The following is an 18,216-nucleotide window of genomic DNA, read 5'->3' on the forward strand; positions in this document are numbered from 1 at the left end:
GGAGCGAGCGTCGGCAAAGTGGTTTCGTCGGCAAAGACCCGTTCGGCCTTCTTGACCTCGCTGAAGATGTAGTCGGCCATGATCTCGAGCTCGAAGCCGAGCTTACCCATCCATTGTGCCATCAGCTGGCGGTCCAACTCGACATTATCGCGGGCGTAGATCGCCTCCTGCCGGTAGAGCGGCAGGCCATCGGCATATTTGGCGACGGCGATCTGGGCCAGAAGCGCTTCCGTCGGAATGCCTCCTTCGATGATGTGGGCCGGGGCCGGCGCCTGGATGACGCCGTCCGCGTTCTTGAAGGCATACTTGGGGCGGCGCGTGACGATCACACGGAACCTCGCCGGCACCACATCCAGGCGCTCCGACACGTCCTCGCCGATCAGCACCTTCTGCTTGCCGGCATGCTCAGCCAGCTCTTGCGGCTCAATGACGGTTTCGATCCGTTCCAGATGGGGCGCAAAGCCCTTGCGCCGACGCGGTGCACGCTTGCCATCCGCCTGCGCACGGCCCTTGCTGACCTGGGCCTTGATCGCGGCGATGCCGGTCTCGATCTCCTCGAAGACGAAGGCCTGCTGTTCATCGTCGCCGTTCGCCGAGCCGAGCTTTTCCGATCGTCGGCCGAACCGAGCGCGGTCGAAGGCCTTCAGGATCTGCGTCAGCCGCTCGATGCGCGTATCGGCATCGGCGTTGCGGGCCTTGAGATCGGCGACTTCGCTCTCCAGAGCAGCGGCGCGGGCCGCTTTCTCGGCCATGGCAAGCACCATGGCCTTCAGCGTCTCTACGTCATTCGGGAGGCTGAGATCGGGCGGCGTCATTGAGCCGACCAGAGCACATTTTGCCCCGGTTCTCTTGCCCTTTCAGGCCGCTGATTCACTTCGCCGCAGTGCTTTTACCCAACAATCTCCGGCGGCTTGACCGCCGCGGTCCGGACCCGCTTCCAGTCCATCCCATCCACCAGTGCCATCAACTGCGCAGCATTCAGCTGCACCCGATGATGCCCGATCCGCGGCCAGCAGAACCTCGCCTTCTCGAGCCGTTTTAGATAGAGGCACACGCCTGAGCCATCCCACCATACGATCTTTATTCTGTCGGCCCTCTTGGCCCGGAACACATAAAGCGCACCGGTGAAACGGATCTGAGCCGGCATCGCGTACCAGCGCAACAAGCCCATCGATACCCTTGCGGAAGTCGACTGGATGGCTGGCGAGGAACACCTTCACGCCGGAGGGGATCATGCCGAACGTACCGCCCGGATCACCCGCTGCAGCTGCGCCTCGTCGACGTCCACGCCGGCGCGCACGATCACCTCGCCAATCGCAATTTCGATCACTGTGCCTGCCGCAGACACCACCACACCCTCGCAACTCGAGTGCCGCGCGGGACAATGTCGCTCTGCCCGAGCATCACGGCGCCAGGCGAACAGCTGCGACGGGTGAATGCCAATCCGGCGGGCGATCGCCGAGACACTCGCGCCAGGCTCCAGCGCCTCTGTCACAACTTGCGCCTTAAACTCGTCCGACCAGCGTCGGCGAAGCTGCCGCGGCGCTCCCTCAAGACGCTCGGCAACCGCTTCGATCATATGGAAGGTTCTAGTTCCAGAACTAGGCGCAGACATAGAAGCTCACATCGGCTCACAAACTCAGCAGCCGATAGCCGATCGCTTACCCACTCCGCCAGGCGGGGTCTCTTGCCGCTTACATCGAACTGGTGGTGCAGAGATAGTTCCGGCCCATCCGATGTTCGGATTTGCGACGGCCGATGACCGGCTCGATGGCGGAACGCCGGCGCAACCCGCATTTGATCTTGGGCGTCACCCGCCGCTTCTGGCCTGCGATGAAGACACTGAACCTGTAATCGGGTGGGAAATTGTAACCGCGGTAGCCCTTGTCGAGAACGAGGCGCTCGATGATGTTGCCGATCAGCGCCTCCATGTCCGGGATCATGGCTATGACGCGGCCAGATAGGTTCTGAGCGTCTTCAAGGCCCGGTTGGCGCGCTTGAACTTGCTTGGTCAGACCGCGCAGAACCGCTCCTCGAGGAATGACCAGTCGATCGTCCGCGAAAGCTTCACCAGGGCATGGTCCATGTCAATGATCGCGCCCAGCTGCGAGCGCAGAAGATCGGCCTGTCCGCTGTCCCGTCGTTCCTTCGGTCGCATCGTTCCCTCCGATGCGACCGAAGGAATCACTACTCGCGATTTGAGGGAATCGCAAAAGTGAAATTGCAAGCTTTCGGGCCTTCAAACCCTGAAAGCTTGCAGTCTCAAACCTCGCTCCGCAAAAATCGACTCCCGCTCAATGGCTTGGGTGGCTCTTCACAGCCGACTGAGGCGAGTGCTCAGTATCGGAACATGAAAAATGGCTCAAGCACTGATCACTTGGCGCCTCGCTAAGCGAATTAGATCGGCGGCCTTCTCCGCAATCATAATCGTCGGTGCATTTGTGTTGCCGGCCTATGTTGGTTGGCATTACCGAGGCATCGACCACTCTTAAATCTTTCACACCTCGCATGCGAAGTTCAGGGTCGACCACCGCTGCATCGTCCCCCCCATGCGATCGGTGCCAAGCCAGTGTGAGCCGCTAATCGCCGGGGTGCGTATCCAGTCACACAGTTCGCTGTCGCTCATCTTCTCTGGACTGGGTTCAATCTCATCGCTGAGATAATCCCGGAATGCTGGCTGCGCAGCCAATTTGCGCGCTTGTAATACGGCGATGAGCATGGTTTCAAAATCGGACGGCGATGACATATAACCAAGTTCTACCTTCGGCGGCGTGAAAGGATCAGGAGAGGTGATCGTAGCAGTCCCGCGACTCTCCGGCCTAAGTAGTGATGATAAAAATTTAGAATCCTTCCCGATCGAGCTCGCACACCGGCCATCTGAGGCCAGGTACACCGAGACCGATCTGGAAATGCCACTGGATGTCTGGCGCAGCAAGTTGTGGTCGTGAACGGGTGAACGCTCCAGCTTCGAACGGAGTGTTAGTCCCAGGCCGGAGCGCAGCAAGAGAGCTTGACCCATCATCAACGCTGCACACGCACTAGACTGAGCAATGTGATTTGTTGAGTGCAGCCGAAGGACAGACGGACGCCCGGATAATCCTGAAGATTCCGCCCCACTTCGCGCAGGCCCGCAATCACAGGAATGCCTAGCTTGGCGAGGGCGGCCGGGTCGCCTACACCCGAGCGGAGTAGCAAAATCGCCGAGCGGATCGTTCCTGCACTCAGGATGACCTCGGCGTCCGCCGTAGCTCGGTGAGTTCTTCCAAATCTGCGATTTCCACGCCGACTGCTCGCTGCCCTTCGAAGAGAACCCGCGTCGCATGTGCGCGAGTGATCACGTGAAGATTGGGACGGCGGCGGGCCTCATCGAGATAAGCGCGGACCACTGACCAGCGACGGCCTCTATAGATGGTGAAGTCGTAGCGGCTGAATCCTTCTTGTGACTCGCCGTTGAGATCGGGTGTTTCCGCAAAGCCCGCCTGAACTCCGCCTTAGATGAACGCCGAATACAAAGGATTCGGCGAGATAGCTTTGCTCACGCGAAGTGGATCGTCTTGATTGTGGTACGGACCGTCTCGAGAAGTAAGTCCTTCCGCTTTCAGAAAATAGGGCAAGACGTCCTTATAGCTCCAACCAGGATTACCTAGCGTGCCACCGATCGCAGTCCGTCGGATGCCCCTCACGTAAATCATCCCGTTAATCGACGACGTCCCGCCAAGAACTCTCCCGCCTCGACAACTGAGGCGGCATCCACCTAGGGCTTCACTCGGTTCGCGTGCGACACCCAGCTATGCAGGCCGTTGCGCAGCAATTTTCCTGTACCGATTGAAATGGGGATTAGCGGATTCGCGTCCAGGGATCTCCGAGAGCCGGCACGCTAGGACGCATCCGGCGGAACCGGCTCCCACGACGATGTAGGTGGAATTATCTACCATAACAGTACTAGGGGCTCCCAGTGTGGACAAGTTCGAGAGGTATGGTGTTGTACAAAAATCTCGAAAAGCCGCCTTGGGGCCTCCAGTACGAACGAGTTCGCCAAAGAGCCTGCTTCCAGCCCCCACGCCAGCATTATTGCTTACATCGTCATCACCCGTCAGTTTCACTGGAGACAGGTACGACGAGCGCATCGACCGCGACAATACCGTGTTCGCGCACAAAGATCGGGTTGATATCAAGCGAGCGGATCTGATCGCCGAGACTGTGGCCGAGCGCATCAAGCTGTCGCACGGCGCTAACGAGCGCCTGGACATCGAGAGGAGGAGCGCCGCGAACACCCCGAAGGAGTTTTTCTGCCCGCAGTTGAGCGATCATCTGCTCGGGTTCGCCGACCCGCAGCCTCACCGGACGAAGCGCCGCGTCGTCCATGATCTCCGTCCAGATGCCGCCTTGACCAACCAGGACGAACGTCCCGAGGAGGTCATTCGTCTCGAGGCCGAGGATCATCTCCATCCCATCCCGCACAAATGGCTGAATGATGAGGGTCTTCGAGTCCGCGGCGAATAGCTTTTTCGCGGCCACGGAGAGCTCTTGCGGATCCCGCAAGTTTGTAATCACACCGGATCGCTCGGTTCGGTGCAATACGTCTGTATCGCCGATTTTGGCAATGACAGGATAACCAAGTTCGCCTGCTGCGCTGATTGCAGCCTCGACAGTCGTTACGAAACGGCTCCCGACCACTGGAATGCCCGCCGCGGCTAGGAAATCCAGCGCCGGTTTGCCGCCAAAGGGCTTACCCCGGGAGTCGGAGAGCCGCTTCGCCAACTCAGATTTGTTGATCGGGGGTTGTTCTGCAATCGGCGGCACGGGCCGCGCCCAGGCGACGGCGTGATCGAGGGCGCGGAAAAGCTGCTGCATACCAAGAACTACGACATTCTTCTCTAGTAACTGCTCTACTTTTTCGGGCGACGCCGAACCCTCGAGTGGTGTAACCAAGGCGAAGAGTTTGTCGGTCGCCGCGGCGGCTTTGGCTACGCTGTTGGCAAACAACTCATATTCCTGGCCAGTTGAGCCAGTTTGATTTGGATCATACGGTGTTACGACGACGTCAATGTTCGGATCGTTTGCGACCGCCTGAAAGACTTTTGGCGTATAGACGTCCAGGTCTTGAGTGCTCGTTCCCCAGAAATCTAGAGGATTGTTGACGGGGAGGTTGTCAGGTAGGAGGCTGCGCAGGGCATCTACCGTCTGCGGTTGAAAGTCAGGATGGCTGAGTGAAGGATACTTCCCTAGCTCATCCATAATCACCTCAGCCAGCGCTCCCGAAGTAGATGTCAATCCAAGTCTCCCCTCACCTGGGGTTCGTCCCGCCTGCAGGACCAAGGCGCACGCGAGTAGCTCCTCAAAGGAGTCCACCAGCACAACGCCATGTCTCTTGAAGAGCTCGCGATAGAGCCGATAGGGTCCAGCAAGCGCAGCTGTATGCGCAGCGACCGCCTTTTGACCGGCTTCCGTGCGTCCGGCCTTCATTAAGATCACGGGCTTGCCGGCGGCACGCGCGCGATTGCATTCGAAGAAAAAGCGCTCGGGATCGCGGATTGTCTCGATAAAGCCGCAGATGACCTTTACATGCGGATCATCAATGAAGTACCGGAGGAAATCGGAACTGCCGGTGACCGCTTCGTTCCCGCAGGAAACCATGTGGCTAAGGCGCACCCCGCGCTTATTTCCGGCGATAGAGATGTTAGCTCCTGTGCCATGGCCAAATAGAGCGACATGGCCTGGGCGTCTGACCTCGGCTGTTCCGATCTTGAGATGCAGACGATCGACCCAATTGATAAGCCCGCTTGTGTTCGGGCCGACAACCGCCATACCTGACGTTCGCGCGACATCGGCAATCCGTGCCTGCGCTGCCGCACCCTCCGCGCCCCATTCGGCAAAGCCGATCGCAGGAGCTACCGCAGCTCGCACGCCGACCTCTGCAGCTTCCTCAATTACGGAAACGGTCGCTGCACGATCTCGCAAGATCAACACGGCATCTGGAACGAACGGCATACTCCTTAAGGACGGGAAACACGGGTAACTAGCAACTTCTTTGTACTTCGGATTGACTACGGCCACTTTCCCTTCGTACCCGAGTGCCCGATAGCCTTCGAGTACTTGCCGCCCCCAACCAGATGTCGGACTTGCGCCGACCACCGCAATCGACTTTGGTCGGAACAGGGGCGCCAGATCCGTGAGGCTCGCGGTCTTAGATTCTTTCATGTCGCATCCTTTCGTGTTGCAGCGGGGGCGGGAGACTCGAGTGGTCAAGCATCTTCGTCGACTCTTCGGCGCAAGCGCAGCCGCCTCGCGCAGTCGGACATGCCGAACTGTAAAGCGAACTGACGCCTAAAGACCGCAAAGATCGCCTGAAAAGGAATGAAAGTGTGCAGGGCGCGCCTTCCGTCTGCGCCTTCTTGGCGCGGTGCTGCTTGCGTTACACGACCTTCTCTTCTGACGAGGCGGCGGCGAGCACCCCCGCCCCATAGCACGGCCGAGCTCGACAGCAGCGAGGCTCACGCCCAGAACCAGCAGCAGCTGGTGCGGCCTGAGTCTCGCGCGTTCCTTTTAGCCGTTTAGTATGGGTTTCAACCACGACCTCCTCGGCCATGTCGCGCCAGTATGTGTTGCCGAGCACGCGATCGTGCGGGCTTCACGTGTGGCACCCCGCGCCGACCTCCTTCGCCACCCTGCAATTTCACCGCGAGGCGCGAACGGACGGTCCTGTTTGCGCTCATACTTGTCCTCGATGATCAGGGTGTCGGGGAAGCTGACGCCCACAACCTTGACCTCGACCACCGGGAAGCTAGACATTGCCTCAGGCGGAGGAAGCTCCTCCAGTACCGGGGTGTGTGACTCGCCTATATGTCTGCTCAACAGCGCCTTCACCGCCCGCGCCCCTGTCTCGGAATAATTGCCGGCGCCGGGACGTCGCCCGCCACCGGGTGCGAGCTCGAGAGACCGCCGTCTACCATGAGAGCTTGGCCGTTGACGTAGAACAGTGTTCCGAGGCCCCGAACAGGGCTGCGTGAGTGATCTCGTCGGGGAACGCCGTCCCGCCGGAGTGGAGTCATTAGCCGATTTTTTGCTTTCCGTACCGCGCTCGAGGGCGCGGTCGATCAGCAAGCGGCGGAATCCACATGGCGTCGAGCGGGCTATTGAACTGCTCAGATCCGAGATAGAACGCTCTGCGAAAACTATAATTGGTCCGTAAGCGCGCCGACAGGGTTTGCGGGCAACCTCGCGGATGAATATGGACCGCATCGTGAGCATGAACTGCGCCGGGTCTGTCCATACCGCAGGTGCGCCCGAACGGAGAACTTACCTACGCTTAATTCGCAACAACCTCGAGCGGTCGGTTGTCTACAGCGCTAGCTTGTTGCCGGCGGAAGGCTAGAACGCGCACGCCGAGGTGCAAAACAGCAATCTCCAGGGGTGCAAGACGAAATCATGCTGCGGGCGATCGCGCCGTCATAAGCCGACCCGCGGCGGAAGCTCACGACCGAGATCCTGATCGACCTCGTGTCGGAAGGACATCCTGTGAAGCGCTCGTTCGCGTCCAGGAAAGCTAGCGCTCGAAGGACAGCTTGGCTCCGGCGGCGAAGGCAATGCACCAGCAGATCGTCGACTCCGTTGGGCCACGGTCCAAGGACGGCGGGCGCACTCCGGACACAACATAGGATGGAGCGCAGCGAAGGATCGGTCCTGCGGCATCACCGGCAGCCACGCCGCCCCCACGGGGTAAGTCGCAGTGCGCGCGGTGGCATCCGCCGCTGGCAACGACGGCTTTGCCTAACGGTGCCCCGAAAGGAGCGGCGTCGAGGTGAGCTCTCGCTCAGCGCAGTCGGATGCGCGCCCCCGCCCGCTCAGGTCGAGGCGGGTCCGCGTGCTTTCGGCCAATTCCTGTAGACGTTCCCACACGGCGCCGCGATCCGCTGCGCTTGGTACGCGCGTCGACGTGAACCAGCACGTTTTCACCCATCGCAGCGGGCGCATCGTCAGCGACGCGCGTGAGCACGTGAAACAGGTGAAGGCGCTTCTCGTCAACTCCAGACTTCCGTGACCACCTAGACCAGATCACCGGCGTACAGTTCCCCAAGATGGAAGGTGCGTCTCGACGGCGTAGTAAGCGCCGCTGTTTGTTGCAACCAAGACACTGCTCCAGCATGCCGGTCGCGCGACTCAAGAGTTCCAAATAGCGGCTTTCGGTGACATGCCCATTCAGGTCGAGCCAGTCGGACGGAATCTGTCGATTCAGCGTCCGCAGCAGGCCAAGTGAGACCTCGCAAAGCTGAGGCGAGTACTCGCGTAGCTGCCGCTCTCAAGCTGCGGGTGCAGCGCTGCGCAAAGTCGTTGCGAGCGAAGCGCGCGGCAAGACCACAAGGCATTTGTTTCGCTGTTTCCAGCTCGGAAACGCTTAGATCTTCGGCCGCCATCTGCGCGTCCAGCTGTTCGCCGAGTTTATCCAGGTACGCGTCGATGAGGTCGGGCACCTTGGTCAGCTTTGTCCAAAGTTTCTTGAGTTCGGGCCCCATGCGCTCTATCGCACGTCGGCCGATGCCTCATTGACGGCAATGCGGCAGGTCTGGAGAGGCCCATGATCGGCCAGCGCAGACCAAAGGAGAAGCGCACCGCGTCATCCACTTCCTGCGCGCTGGCCACATCGTCGTGCACCAACCTCATTGCTTCGCGCCAAGCTGCCTCCTGAACCCGACTCGTGCCGCATTCCCGCTTGAAGCAAGGACCAAAAATGCCGAGGTCGAAGAGCAGATCAGGGTTTCGGGCGGCGACGCGCGGCTGGCCTCGTTGAGAAGCCGCTTCTTGAGTTCGAGCCGTTCAGCCTCCTGCACATGGGCTACGCCTATACCGCCTCAGCCACAGAGTCGACAATTGTCAGTGCCCCCTCCGCAGGCAATGCTCGGTTTTCATTGCTTCTCAAAGGGGGCAAAGAGCCCATGCAGCCACTCGTTAGCGGCCACAATGCCTTGGGAGCTGCGGATCTCACTGTAGTGCTGGTACTCGGGGGTTCGGGCATTTCCGGCCATCATCAGCATTGTGGCTTCGTTGCCGTACTGCAGGGCCGTATCGAATCCGCCCGCCCTCATGGTGGTGTTGAGCGCCCGCTTGTGCCACAACAATGTGTTCATCGGGACTCGCGAAATGCGTTTCGCGACGCGGATGACTTCTTCCTCCAGGCGGTCCTTTGCGAACACTTCACTGACGAAACCCAAGCGGTAGGCCTTCTGCGCGTCAAAGCGATCTCCGGTGTAGACAATCTCACGGCAGCGCTGACCCATGACCCACGGCAATGACATCATTTGCACGGCCGCGCCAAACCGCACCTCAACAGCTCCGAACGTCGCGTCGTCGGAGCAGTAGCGCAAGTCGCACATAGACGCAAACTCGACCGCGCCGCCTAGACAGTAGCCGTCAATCATCGCGATAACCGGCTTGGAGCAGTTGAATACGGAATAGTGCAAGCGAAAGGATACCTCGAGCGTCTTCCTCCAGTGTTCGACGTCCTTAACGCCGTCCGCGGGTTCAAAGTCTTTGTCTTTAACGTCGAAGCCGGCGGAGAAAGCTCGCCCGCCCGCTCCTGCCACCACTACCACGCGAACCTCAGGATCACGGTCGGCGCAGGCGAGTGCGTCCTGAACCTCCTGACACAACTTAACGGAGAGGGCATTCAACTTCTTTGGGCGGTTCAGCGTGATCCGCGCAACCCGGTCCTCTGCTTCGTAAACTATGTTGCTGTAAGCCATCGCGTGCCTTTCATAGATGCTGCTATAAGTCGCCTCGGCGCATTCGAAGACGAGTCTTAACCCCAAACCGCTAACGGCTGCACCGGCTGTCTGCCAGTAAGCTATACCTGAACCGGTGCAACTTTAATGCGTCTCAACTCCTAAAGGCTGCGAAAGTGTCCTTGAGGACGGTGGAATCATGCGAAACTAATGCTCCACGCGCTCGATCCCGGGCGCCCCCCCACAGTTCCGCAGCTAGGAACGGAGCTCCTCGTGAAGCTGGAGCGGAGATGCGAGTTCTGAAAGCCATCGGAGGGCACCCGGCGGTGCTTGGGGGGTTATTCGCGCGCCCATATGCCGTCGCGAATTATTTCAATCACACGGAGACGAGAACGCGGCTAACCGGGGTTAGCGTTGCCCGCTAAGATGATAGGCCGCAGCCTCTGCTAACACTGAGGAGTTGTGCTCGGCGCACCTCGCGACCCGACTTGGCGAAGAGGTGGCGTGTGAAGATGTGGCCTCCTTGCGCGGCAGGGTCCTTGTCGCGAGGCCTTGAGGAGTACACCCTGGTAGTGTCCTGCATTCTGGACGAAACCTTGGCTAAGTTGTGCAAGCTATCCCTGAAGCTCATCTCCAGCTGGCGACCCGAAAGTATCCCCCCGCCAAAGGCCGCCTTGTTTGACGAACGCGATCGCTGCAGGTCCTAGGGGTAATCCTAGGAGAAGCGCTATGACGATTTCGAGGGCGGAGGTGATCACATCGGTCGAGCGGCGGCGCCGGTGGTCGCAGGATGAGAAAGAACGGCTTGTTGCAGCATCGCTCGAGCCCGGCGCCAGTGTTTCCGAGGTGGCTCGCATGGCCGGGCTTCATGTGAGCCAGCTGTTCAGGTGGCGCAAGGAGCTTTGCAGGCACGCTGAAGCGAGTATAGCGCCGTTCGTGCCGGTCGAGATTGGATCGTCCGCGCCACCGCGGGAGGTGGCCGAAGCGCCGTTGACGACGACGACGCGTCGACGCAAGAGCCACGGCATCATCGAGATTGATCTTGGTACCGGGCACCGCATCCGGGTCGATGGCGACGTTGATGGAGACGCGCTACGTCGTGTTCTCGATGCTTTGGTCCGCCGATGATCCCAGTTCCGACGGGCGCGCGAGTGTGGCTCGCGACAGGCTACACGGACATGCGCCGAGGCTTTCCGTCGTTAGCACTCCAGGTGCAGGAGGTGCTGCGCAAGGACCCACTCAGCGGTCATCTGTTCGTCTTCCGCGGTCGCCGAAGCGATCTTGTGAAGGTGATCTGGCACGATGGCCAGGGAGCATGCCTGTTCACCAAAAGACTCGAGAGAGGAAGGTTCGTCTGGCCATCGGTTGCGGGCGAAGCTGTGACGATCTCGCCGGCTCAGATGAGCTACCTGTTGTCCGGAATCGATTGGCGCAACCCGCAAGAAATCGTCCGACGCGGGTCGGATAGCCGTTTTGGTTTGAATCTGCCGCTTAATCTGATTCAATGGCGTCATGATATCGAAGCCGGACGACCTTCCGTCGGACCTTGTCAGTGCCCTGGCAGCGCTGAAAGCCGAGCGTGAGGCCCGGCTGCGAGCCGAGGCGATGGCTGCCAGAGCGCAGGCGGAGCTGTCGGATAACGCGGCGCTGATCGGGCATCTCGAGTTGCGGATCGAGAAACTCAAGCGCGAACTGTACGGGCAGCGCTCCGAGCGCACGGCGCGGCTGATCGAACAATTGGAATTGGAGCTTGAAGAACTCGCCATCACGGCGAGCGAGGATGAGCTTGCCGCACGGGCCGGCGCGGCAAAAACCCAGAGCGTGCGCGCCTTCACGCGCAAGCGGCCGGTACGCAAGCCCTGGCCGGACGACATCGAACGCGAGCGCGTCGTTATCGAGGCCCCGAAGAGCTGTGCCTGCTGCGGCGGATCGCGTTTAGCGAAGCTGGGCGAGGATGTAACCGAGAGGCTGGAGGAGATCCCGCGCCGGTTCAAGCTGATCGAGACGGTACGGGAGAAATTTACCTGCCGCGATTGCGAGAAGATCAGCCAGCCGCCGGCGCCGTTCCATGCCACGCCGCGTGGCTTCATCGGCCCGCAACTGCTGGCGACCATGCTGTTCGACAGTAGGGTCGAGGACTGGCGCGCCGCACGACAAAATTTTCGGTCGTGCACGTTTCCAGCCCCCGCCACACCGCACGCAGCATGCGGATTTCCCGCACTACGCGCTCCCATTTGCTTCGCACCAAGGCTTATTGGACCTATCGTGCCGGAGCAGCTTTCGCCTTGCCAGTACTCGCCCGGTAGCCATCGAACAGCTTCAAGGCGTCGTGCAGCCACGAACTACTCCACTGCTTCCAGCCGAAACCTTTTCGTTTCCGAGCCTTCGCCAGATGGCGTCTGACCTTCTTCTCTACCCAGTCTCTGATGTGGGCGAAACATTTACTGGAATCGCCCATCGCGAAGTAGTTTACCCACCCTCGGAGCTTCAGATTGATCAGGCTTATCACCCGGCCAATCGGTTGCGACCGGTGGCGGCGAAACACTTCCTTGAGCCCCCGCAGAAGCGCCGTCCGCTTTTTGAGCTTGGGCGTGTAATACGGCCGCATCACTCCGCGCAGACTGCGGAGGTAGCGGAAGTCGAATCCCAGAAAGCCGAAGCTCTCGCCTCGTTCCAGGTCGGCTATGCGGCTCTTCTCATCATTCACTTCAACCTGCAGTTTGGTGAACTCTTCCCGTAATCGCTTGTCTATGGCACCGAGCAGCCAGTCATGTCGCTTGTGGGCGTCGATCAAGACCACCAGTCGAGTCGCCCGGGGGAGTTTCACCCCAGGCGCTCACAGATCCGGACGTGAACGTCTCCGCTCATCCGGCTCTTACCGTCCAGCCGCCGTCTTGTGCAGCATCGGCCAATGGGCCAACAGCGTGGGGGTGCGGCAAGCAATGTCCCGTACCCAGTGCTCTGCCCGTCTTCGATGTCGCCGCAGACGTTTGTATTTCGACATCGCCCATCGCGCGAGACATCGGTCGAGATGGCGTAGTGTCGGGTAAAGCGCCGACTTGTAGTACCGACCATAGTAGTTCATCCAGCCTCGAATGATCGGGTTGAACATCCTCGCCAGGTCGTCGATCCTCTTATCCACCCGGCAGCGTAGTTGCCAGGCACGGATTTCCTGTCAAATTGCCTTCGTCGCGGCATTGCTGACACCGGGGCTGAAGTTAACGAAGTGCTTTCCCCAACGGTTCTTCGACCGACGGGCGCGGAATGTGTAGCCCAAAAAGTCGAATTTCTGTTCAGGATAATCACCTCGCCGGTCGTCATCCTTACAATAGACTATCTTCGTCTTGTCCGGATGAAGCTCCAGTCCGCATTCGGCAAAGCGCTTCGCAAGCGCCTCCTTCAGTTGTTGTGCCTGCCGCTCACTGTCGCAATGGCAGAGAATATCATCGGCATAACGCTCGAACGGGATGCTCGGATGATTTCTTCGCATCCACATGTCGAACGTATAGTGGAGAAAGAGATTCGCCATCAGCGGTGATACCACCGAGCCCTGCGGCGTGCCCTTCTCATGGGGTTCAAGGGTGCCGTCTTCCAGTTGAACGGGAGCTTTAAGCCACCGTTCAATGTACAACAACACCCAAGCGCAGTCCGTGTGCTTCCGAATCGCCTTGAGCAAAAGCTCATGCGATATCGAGTCAAAATAGGCCCGAATGTCGAGATCGAGCACGAAGGGATGCCGCCAGCATCGCTGGCGAGCAAGCCCAACGGCATCGAGCGCCGATTTTCCGGGTCGATATCCGAACGAGTCTGGATGAAAGTGCTTCTCCAAATCCGGCTCCAGATATCCTTTGACGACCGCCTGAGCAACGCGATCCGACACCGTAGGAATTCCTAGCGGCCTCTTCCCGCCGTCGCGCTTGTCGATCTGCACACGCTTGACCGGCGGTGGAAAGTAGCTGCCCGAAGACATTCGATTCCAGAGCTTGTACAGATTGCTCTGCAAGTCTGCCTCGAACACCTCGATCGACTGCTCGTCCACACCGGCTGCGCCCCGATTTGCTTTAACCCGTTTGTACGCCTCCCAAACCCAGCGCTTGGGGATGTCATACGGCTTTGCTTGACCCAAAAGAGTCCTCCCGTTTCCGGTTGTTCTTCCAATCAAGCGGGACAGTGCCGTGCCTTCGCTCCGCCACCATTACAGTGCCTTCGTCACTACTACACACGGCTCCGTCCCTGCATCGCGCATTGGTACTCAGACTCTTGTGGGGCTTCCACTTGAACCATTCCCTTGGCATCGCGATACGGGTTCCCACGTTCCACACAGAAGCCTGAACCGAGGTCACGCCACCTCGCCTGCCGGACGCCGCCTGAGCCGTAAACAGGTATCGCTCAGACTGATCCCAAGATAACGACTACGCTACCCCTTGGTTTTGACGTCTTCCCTACGCTTTCGACAGCTCATCGGTGGTTCGCTTGCGCTCGTCTCCTCGATCCTTACCTGACAGAGTCTCGCTCTGCCTTTTCCGGTCTCGCTCACCACCTCGACCATTGGGCCGAAGCAGCAGCCGGTGGTTTGAACCCTGATCCTGCAACCCGAGTTCGAGGGGCCAACCCCCATCTGCTGTGCAGCAAGGCTGCTCAAAGGTGCTCTCCATCACACCTCCTTCGCGCCGTCGTGGCGCACGATCGTCAGCGAATCGTGCATATTCGATGTTGGTGTACTTGCCGCGACGAGTTACCTCACGCGCTCGCTCCAGCATCTTGTCCACCTCGTTGAGATAGAGATTACTGAGCAAGGGTGAAATTACCCCGCCCTGTGGAACGCCCTTCTTGCCAGATGCTTTCAGCATCAGCCGCAGCAGATGCAGAATTTCCTTGTCGTCGATTCGCAGAGCCGCCTTCTCTAGCATCCGATCGTGCCGGATGTTGTCGAAATAGGCGCGCAAATAAACGTCGAGAATCCGCGTCTTCCGCTCGGCTATTGCCTGGGCAACTCGCTTGATCGCTTCATGTGCCGTACGCTTGGGCCGATATCCAAACGATCCCGGTTGGAAATCCGCCTCGAATACAGGTTCGAGTACGAGCTTGAGCGCGCCTTGCACCACTCTGTCGCGGATAGCCGGAATCGACAGAACGCGGACCTTGGAGCCCCCGTCCTTCGGTATTTCCCGCTTCCTTGATGGGAGTGGCTGATAGCTGCGCCCGATCAGTTCGTCCCGTGATTGTTCGAGTAGCGACTCCACGCCTCGCGCTTCGATGGCTTCGAACGTCACTCCGTCTATTCCCGGAGCGCCGTCGTTTTCTTTCGCCATCTCATACGCTGCGCGCAGCGTCTCCATCTTACCCACGTGGACGTATAGACCCCAGAAACGCCAAGACGGTTCAGCCTTCGCCTTGACGTATAGCCTCCGCCTCAGGTCCTGCAAATCGATGGACGCCTTTGTCATCTCGTCCTTGCCTTCCTTACGTTGGAGACATCACAAATGGCAGGGTGCCTTCGCTCCGCGGGTGTTACCCCGCTTCAGCGCTACTGCGGACCCGGCCGCCACCTTCTCATCTTCGGCCGATTTCCCGGGGGCGCCGGTTATACGGCCTACCTTCTTCCGGCGATTTCTCTCCGGGATGAGGAAGGCTTCTCCAGTTGCTTTGCATGTCCTTGTTACCGTGCTGTCGCTTTCACCCCGCCGAAATGATCCGTCGCATCAGTTAGATTCGTCGGATCATGCTGCCTTCGCCCCTAAACTGCGGGCTCGGCTTTCGGTTCTGAGCATTTTCGAGGCCACAGCGCGTTCTCTTTTGATACGGCCCGGTGACTCGTGAGCTCCCCAAGGGAGTCTTTGTCGATAGGCTTCAGAAATTCGGTTTCTCTCCTTTCTGCTATCCACACTACGGGGGACTAACTTTTTCCCCGGCAGGACTAACTCCTGTTGAACATGCCAGCCTTCGCTGGACGCACAGTTCGGCATGCATATCCCGCTCGACCGCCAGAGTGCGCGCTTCAAGGCCGAGGGGAGCGACCTGCCGTTGTCGACGCTGGCCGACCAGGTCGGCCACGGGACCCTCGCCGTCATGCCGCTCTTCCACTTGATCGAACGCCATGTGCTCGCGGCCGAGCGCCTTCATGGCAATGACACCACCATCCGTATCCTGGCGAAGGGCAAGTGCACGACCGGGCGGAGTGGAGTTATGTGCGGGATGACCGGCCCTTCGCCGGGCCTGCGCCGCCGGCGGCGGTCTATTACGCCTCGAGCGACCGACGAGGCGAAGCACCCCCAGAAGCATCTCGCCTCCTTCACGGGTATCCTGCAGTGCGACTGTTACAGCGGATTCGAGCCGCTGTTCGACCTGCAGCGGAAAGAGCAGCCGATGACGCCGGCGTTTTGCTTTGCCCATGCGCGGCGGGGCTTCTTCGAGCTGGCTGACATCGAGAAAAATGCTCGGGAAGGCAAGATGGGCGAGCCGGTCTCTCCGATCGCACTGGAGGCGGCCAAGCGCCTCGATGCGTTGTTCGAGATCGAGCGCGCCATCAACGGCCGCGGCGCCGACGAGCGGTGCGCCGTGCGCCAGGAAAACAGCAAGTCCCTTCTCGAGAACATGCACGCCTGGTTGCTGCGTGAGCGCGAAACCCTCTCGCGTTCCTCCGAGGTCCTGAAGCCGATCAACTACATGCTCAGGCGCTGGGACGACTTCGCCCGCTTCCTCGACGATGCCAGGATCTGCTTGACCAACAATTGTGCCGAGCGCGCAATGAGAGGCATCGCCTTGGGAAGGCGCAACTGGACCTTCGCCGGTCGCGGCGCCGACCGCGCCGCCATCATGCTGACGATGATCACGACCTGTCGCCTGAATGACGTCGATCCCAAGGCCTGGCTCGCCGACGTCCTGGCCCGTATCGCCGATCTTCCTGCTTCGCGACTGCACGAACTGCTCCCTTGGGAATGGAAGCTTCTGCGCCAAGCCGGCAATGCCGACGATCAGCAAGCCGCCTGACCCTCACACGATCATCATACAACTCGCCACGCCCGCGCGTATGTGTCGATCAGGCGGCCTTCGTCGTATGGGTACACCCGAAATTCTGGCTGCCAGCGTATTCGTCCGTGACGCTAGCGCCGCCGTGAATTTGTAACCTGCTGGCCGATGAAGCGCATCTCTACGCCGAGCGGGTACTTCGCGCTCACGATCGAGCGGCCGTGTTCGTCGGCTGGTGCATGAGCTTGAGACACGCGCAATGGCATATGTATCGCGCGAGCTCGATTCGCATCTTTCGGGGCTCCGCGTAAAGGCGATTTGTTAACGAGCGGCCTTTTTGACGAGAGTCGCATTAGGTCTCTCGATGGCTCCTACTTTACGAGCCAGTTTGAAGCGGACGGTTAGCTCGTCGTCCTTCTCAACGAAAATCGGCATCCCTTGCAGAGCATTTGCCATATGGACGAGCGCGGTCGGGAGATGAGGTCGCATCGTCGGATCAACGAGCACGGCTACTTCGGTGTTTGGGGGCGATAAGGCAACAATGCTGTCCCGATCTTGAGATGCAGGCGATCAACCCAATCAGCCCGCTCGTGTTCGGACCGACAACTGCCTTGCCTGACGTCCGCGCGTCGGCAATCCGTGCTTGCGCCCGGCCGGCGCAGGATCGGCCGGCCGGCAGAGCATTCCTCCAATTCTGTCGCCTCCAGGCGCTGGACTGTCGAACGCACTCGGCCACCTCCGCGACGGACACCTCAGGCTGGCACGTCGCCGCATAAGAGCCGCTTGTCCTCGTCGATCAGATGACAGCATCACCACATCCCGCGCAATCGCCCGCACGGCGGGCGACGGCCGTACGATCAGTCCTAGAACTTTCCGATCTCTCGCTAACGCCTGTCAGTGCAGTTTCCATGGCGTAGAACGGTCTTCCACAATGCGGCTACGAGCCTTACTCTGGACCTATCGGTCGATTGGTTCGTCGACATGCCGGCCGCCTGCGCCACCACGCCGGCCACAAATAGTCTCGAATGCCTCAATCGGCAGGAATCGAAACCAACAGCCCTGTGGTCGAGTCACCGCTCGCGTGAGCGGCGTCGACACTGATTGACGCCTCACGATGGCTACGGGTGTTGAATGGTCTTGTGAGCTTTAGGTAGGCATCTGCCGATTAACTAGGTGTGGCAGTCGGCATAAAGTGATTCCTTTGGATCATCGAAATCTCCGGCATAGCCGGCGGACCGCGTCTCCAGAAACGCCGGGACAGGGCCGCCGCCGCTGGGCGGAATTCCAGTCGGGCTGCGCCCTCCTACTTTCCCGTCCAACGGCTTTCTCATTGGTCAACGTTCATCTATGAGAGGCGACCGCACCGGCCGGCAAGGCGCTCGACTGGCTCGATCACAACAGCCATCACATAGCCGTTGACATAAATGTCGTCCTTATTTCAGTGCGCGCCTCGCGATCATCTCGGCAACCATTCAGCGCGGGAAGCGCCGAAAGGTTCGGGGCCGCGTTCCCAGTATGCCGGGGTTTC

14 protein-coding genes and 6 pseudogenes are annotated in these 18,216 nt (G+C 59.8%); 5 read left to right on the forward strand and 15 right to left on the reverse strand.

Translation table 11 applies throughout. The features are described from left to right. From Q2M23_RS41505 to Q2M23_RS41550, 12 genes and pseudogenes are all read right to left on the reverse strand, one after another. Positions 1-815: IS66 family transposase (locus Q2M23_RS41505; RefSeq protein WP_316399170.1), on the reverse strand; the 815-nt coding region annotated here is incomplete at its 3' end. A 74-nt stretch (positions 816-889) separates the two neighbouring features. After that, a complete protein-coding gene (gene tnpB / locus Q2M23_RS41510) occupies positions 890-1,162 on the reverse strand; it encodes an IS66 family insertion sequence element accessory protein TnpB (protein WP_410469835.1) in 273 nt (90 codons plus the stop codon). A 1-nt stretch (position 1,163) separates the two neighbouring features. Next, positions 1,164-1,235 (reverse strand): annotated as a pseudogene (locus Q2M23_RS44295) (hypothetical protein); the annotation flags it as partial. Then, positions 1,232-1,579 (reverse strand): transposase, encoded by a 348-nt coding sequence (locus tag Q2M23_RS41515; protein ID WP_316399172.1) that lies wholly within the window; start codon positions 1,577-1,579, stop codon positions 1,232-1,234. The pseudogene Q2M23_RS44295 and the gene Q2M23_RS41515, both read right to left, overlap by 4 nt. A 136-nt stretch (positions 1,580-1,715) precedes the next feature. Then, positions 1,716-1,943: pseudogene (locus tag Q2M23_RS41520) on the reverse strand (IS5/IS1182 family transposase); the annotation flags it as partial. Positions 1,944-2,011: 68 nt separating this feature from the next. Continuing rightward, positions 2,012-2,158, reverse strand: coding sequence for a hypothetical protein (locus Q2M23_RS41525; RefSeq protein ID WP_316399173.1), 147 nt, complete (start codon positions 2,156-2,158; stop codon positions 2,012-2,014). Positions 2,159-2,294: 136 nt separating this feature from the next. Then, positions 2,295-3,022, reverse strand: a pseudogene (locus Q2M23_RS44300) (GMC oxidoreductase). After that, a pseudogene (locus Q2M23_RS44305) lies at positions 3,022-3,692 on the reverse strand (GMC family oxidoreductase N-terminal domain-containing protein). The pseudogenes Q2M23_RS44300 and Q2M23_RS44305 overlap by 1 nt, the downstream one beginning before the upstream one ends. Positions 3,693-4,086: 394 nt before the next feature. After that, complete coding sequence (locus Q2M23_RS41540; RefSeq protein WP_316399176.1) at positions 4,087-6,201, reverse strand: acetate--CoA ligase family protein; 2,115 nt, start codon at positions 6,199-6,201, stop codon at positions 4,087-4,089. Between the two features lie 1,844 nt (positions 6,202-8,045). Then, on the reverse strand, positions 8,046-8,513 hold the full coding sequence (locus Q2M23_RS41545) for a hypothetical protein (protein ID WP_316399177.1): 468 nt from the start codon (positions 8,511-8,513) through the stop codon (positions 8,046-8,048). Next, positions 8,440-8,661 carry a 3-hydroxyacyl-CoA dehydrogenase family protein gene (locus Q2M23_RS44310; protein ID WP_410469833.1) on the reverse strand — a complete coding sequence of 74 codons (222 nt, stop codon included), beginning with the start codon at positions 8,659-8,661 and terminating at the stop codon, positions 8,440-8,442. The genes Q2M23_RS41545 and Q2M23_RS44310 overlap by 74 nt, the downstream gene beginning before the upstream one ends. 242 nt (positions 8,662-8,903) lie before the next feature. After that, entirely contained in the window at positions 8,904-9,740 is an 837-nt protein-coding gene (locus tag Q2M23_RS41550) for an enoyl-CoA hydratase/isomerase family protein (RefSeq protein ID WP_316399178.1), read from the reverse strand. Positions 9,741-10,448: 708 nt separating this feature from the next. Here Q2M23_RS41550 and tnpA point away from each other — a divergent pair. From tnpA to Q2M23_RS41565, 3 genes and pseudogenes are all read left to right on the forward strand, one after another. Then, positions 10,449-10,847 (forward strand): IS66-like element accessory protein TnpA, encoded by a 399-nt coding sequence (tnpA, locus tag Q2M23_RS41555; RefSeq protein ID WP_316399179.1) that lies wholly within the window; start codon positions 10,449-10,451, stop codon positions 10,845-10,847. Next, entirely contained in the window at positions 10,844-11,302 is a 459-nt protein-coding gene (gene tnpB, locus Q2M23_RS41560; protein WP_410469834.1) for an IS66 family insertion sequence element accessory protein TnpB, read from the forward strand. The genes tnpA and tnpB (Q2M23_RS41560) overlap by 4 nt, the downstream gene beginning before the upstream one ends. Beyond that, positions 11,232-11,843, forward strand: a pseudogene (locus Q2M23_RS41565) (IS66 family transposase zinc-finger binding domain-containing protein); the annotation flags it as partial. The gene tnpB (Q2M23_RS41560) and the pseudogene Q2M23_RS41565, both read left to right, overlap by 71 nt. A 136-nt stretch (positions 11,844-11,979) precedes the next feature. Here the strand turns inward: Q2M23_RS41565 and Q2M23_RS44315 are convergent. Next, a complete protein-coding gene (locus Q2M23_RS44315) occupies positions 11,980-12,228 on the reverse strand; it encodes a group II intron maturase-specific domain-containing protein (protein ID WP_410469836.1) in 249 nt (82 codons plus the stop codon). Between Q2M23_RS44315 and Q2M23_RS41570 the strand changes: the two genes are divergently transcribed. Further along, positions 12,112-12,459: a hypothetical protein gene (locus Q2M23_RS41570; protein ID WP_316399180.1), complete on the forward strand. Its 348-nt coding sequence runs from the start codon at positions 12,112-12,114 to the stop codon at positions 12,457-12,459. The genes Q2M23_RS44315 and Q2M23_RS41570 overlap by 117 nt on opposite strands. A gap of 135 nt (positions 12,460-12,594) precedes the next feature. Here Q2M23_RS41570 and ltrA read toward each other — a convergent pair. Continuing rightward, positions 12,595-13,845 (reverse strand): annotated as a pseudogene (ltrA, locus tag Q2M23_RS41580) (group II intron reverse transcriptase/maturase). A gap of 316 nt (positions 13,846-14,161) precedes the next feature. Then, complete coding sequence (locus tag Q2M23_RS41585) at positions 14,162-15,058, reverse strand: reverse transcriptase domain-containing protein (RefSeq protein ID WP_316399182.1); 897 nt, start codon at positions 15,056-15,058, stop codon at positions 14,162-14,164. 625 nt (positions 15,059-15,683) lie between these two features. Here Q2M23_RS41585 and tnpC point away from each other — a divergent pair. Next, entirely contained in the window at positions 15,684-16,709 is a 1,026-nt protein-coding gene (gene tnpC / locus Q2M23_RS41590) for an IS66 family transposase (protein WP_316399183.1), read from the forward strand. Positions 16,710-18,216 lie beyond the last annotated feature (1,507 nt).

Source organism: Bradyrhizobium sp. 33ap4 (assembly GCF_032654765.1).
In the GTDB taxonomy this organism is placed as follows: domain Bacteria; phylum Pseudomonadota; class Alphaproteobacteria; order Rhizobiales; family Xanthobacteraceae; genus Bradyrhizobium; species Bradyrhizobium australafricanum.

What these genes read in the sequence shown, in the direction of transcription:
- Q2M23_RS41545 (WP_316399177.1), bottom strand. Translation starts at nt 8,513, where the DNA reads ATGGGGCCCGAACTCAAGAAACTTTGGACAAAGCTGACCAAGGTGCCC.
- tnpC (WP_316399183.1), top strand. Translation starts at nt 15,684, where the DNA reads ATGCATATCCCGCTCGACCGCCAGAGTGCGCGCTTCAAGGCCGAGGGG.
- Q2M23_RS41570 (WP_316399180.1), top strand. Translation starts at nt 12,112, where the DNA reads ATGGCGTCTGACCTTCTTCTCTACCCAGTCTCTGATGTGGGCGAAACA.
- tnpA (WP_316399179.1), top strand. Translation starts at nt 10,449, where the DNA reads ATGACGATTTCGAGGGCGGAGGTGATCACATCGGTCGAGCGGCGGCGC.
- Q2M23_RS41515 (WP_316399172.1), bottom strand. Translation starts at nt 1,579, where the DNA reads ATGATCGAAGCGGTTGCCGAGCGTCTTGAGGGAGCGCCGCGGCAGCTT.
- Q2M23_RS44310 (WP_410469833.1), bottom strand. Translation starts at nt 8,661, where the DNA reads ATGAGGTTGGTGCACGACGATGTGGCCAGCGCGCAGGAAGTGGATGAC.
- Q2M23_RS41540 (WP_316399176.1), bottom strand. Translation starts at nt 6,201, where the DNA reads ATGAAAGAATCTAAGACCGCGAGCCTCACGGATCTGGCGCCCCTGTTC.
- Q2M23_RS41585 (WP_316399182.1), bottom strand. Translation starts at nt 15,058, where the DNA reads ATGGAGACGCTGCGCGCAGCGTATGAGATGGCGAAAGAAAACGACGGC.
- Q2M23_RS41550 (WP_316399178.1), bottom strand. Translation starts at nt 9,740, where the DNA reads ATGGCTTACAGCAACATAGTTTACGAAGCAGAGGACCGGGTTGCGCGG.
- Q2M23_RS41525 (WP_316399173.1), bottom strand. Translation starts at nt 2,158, where the DNA reads ATGCGACCGAAGGAACGACGGGACAGCGGACAGGCCGATCTTCTGCGC.
- tnpB (WP_410469834.1), top strand. Translation starts at nt 10,844, where the DNA reads ATGATCCCAGTTCCGACGGGCGCGCGAGTGTGGCTCGCGACAGGCTAC.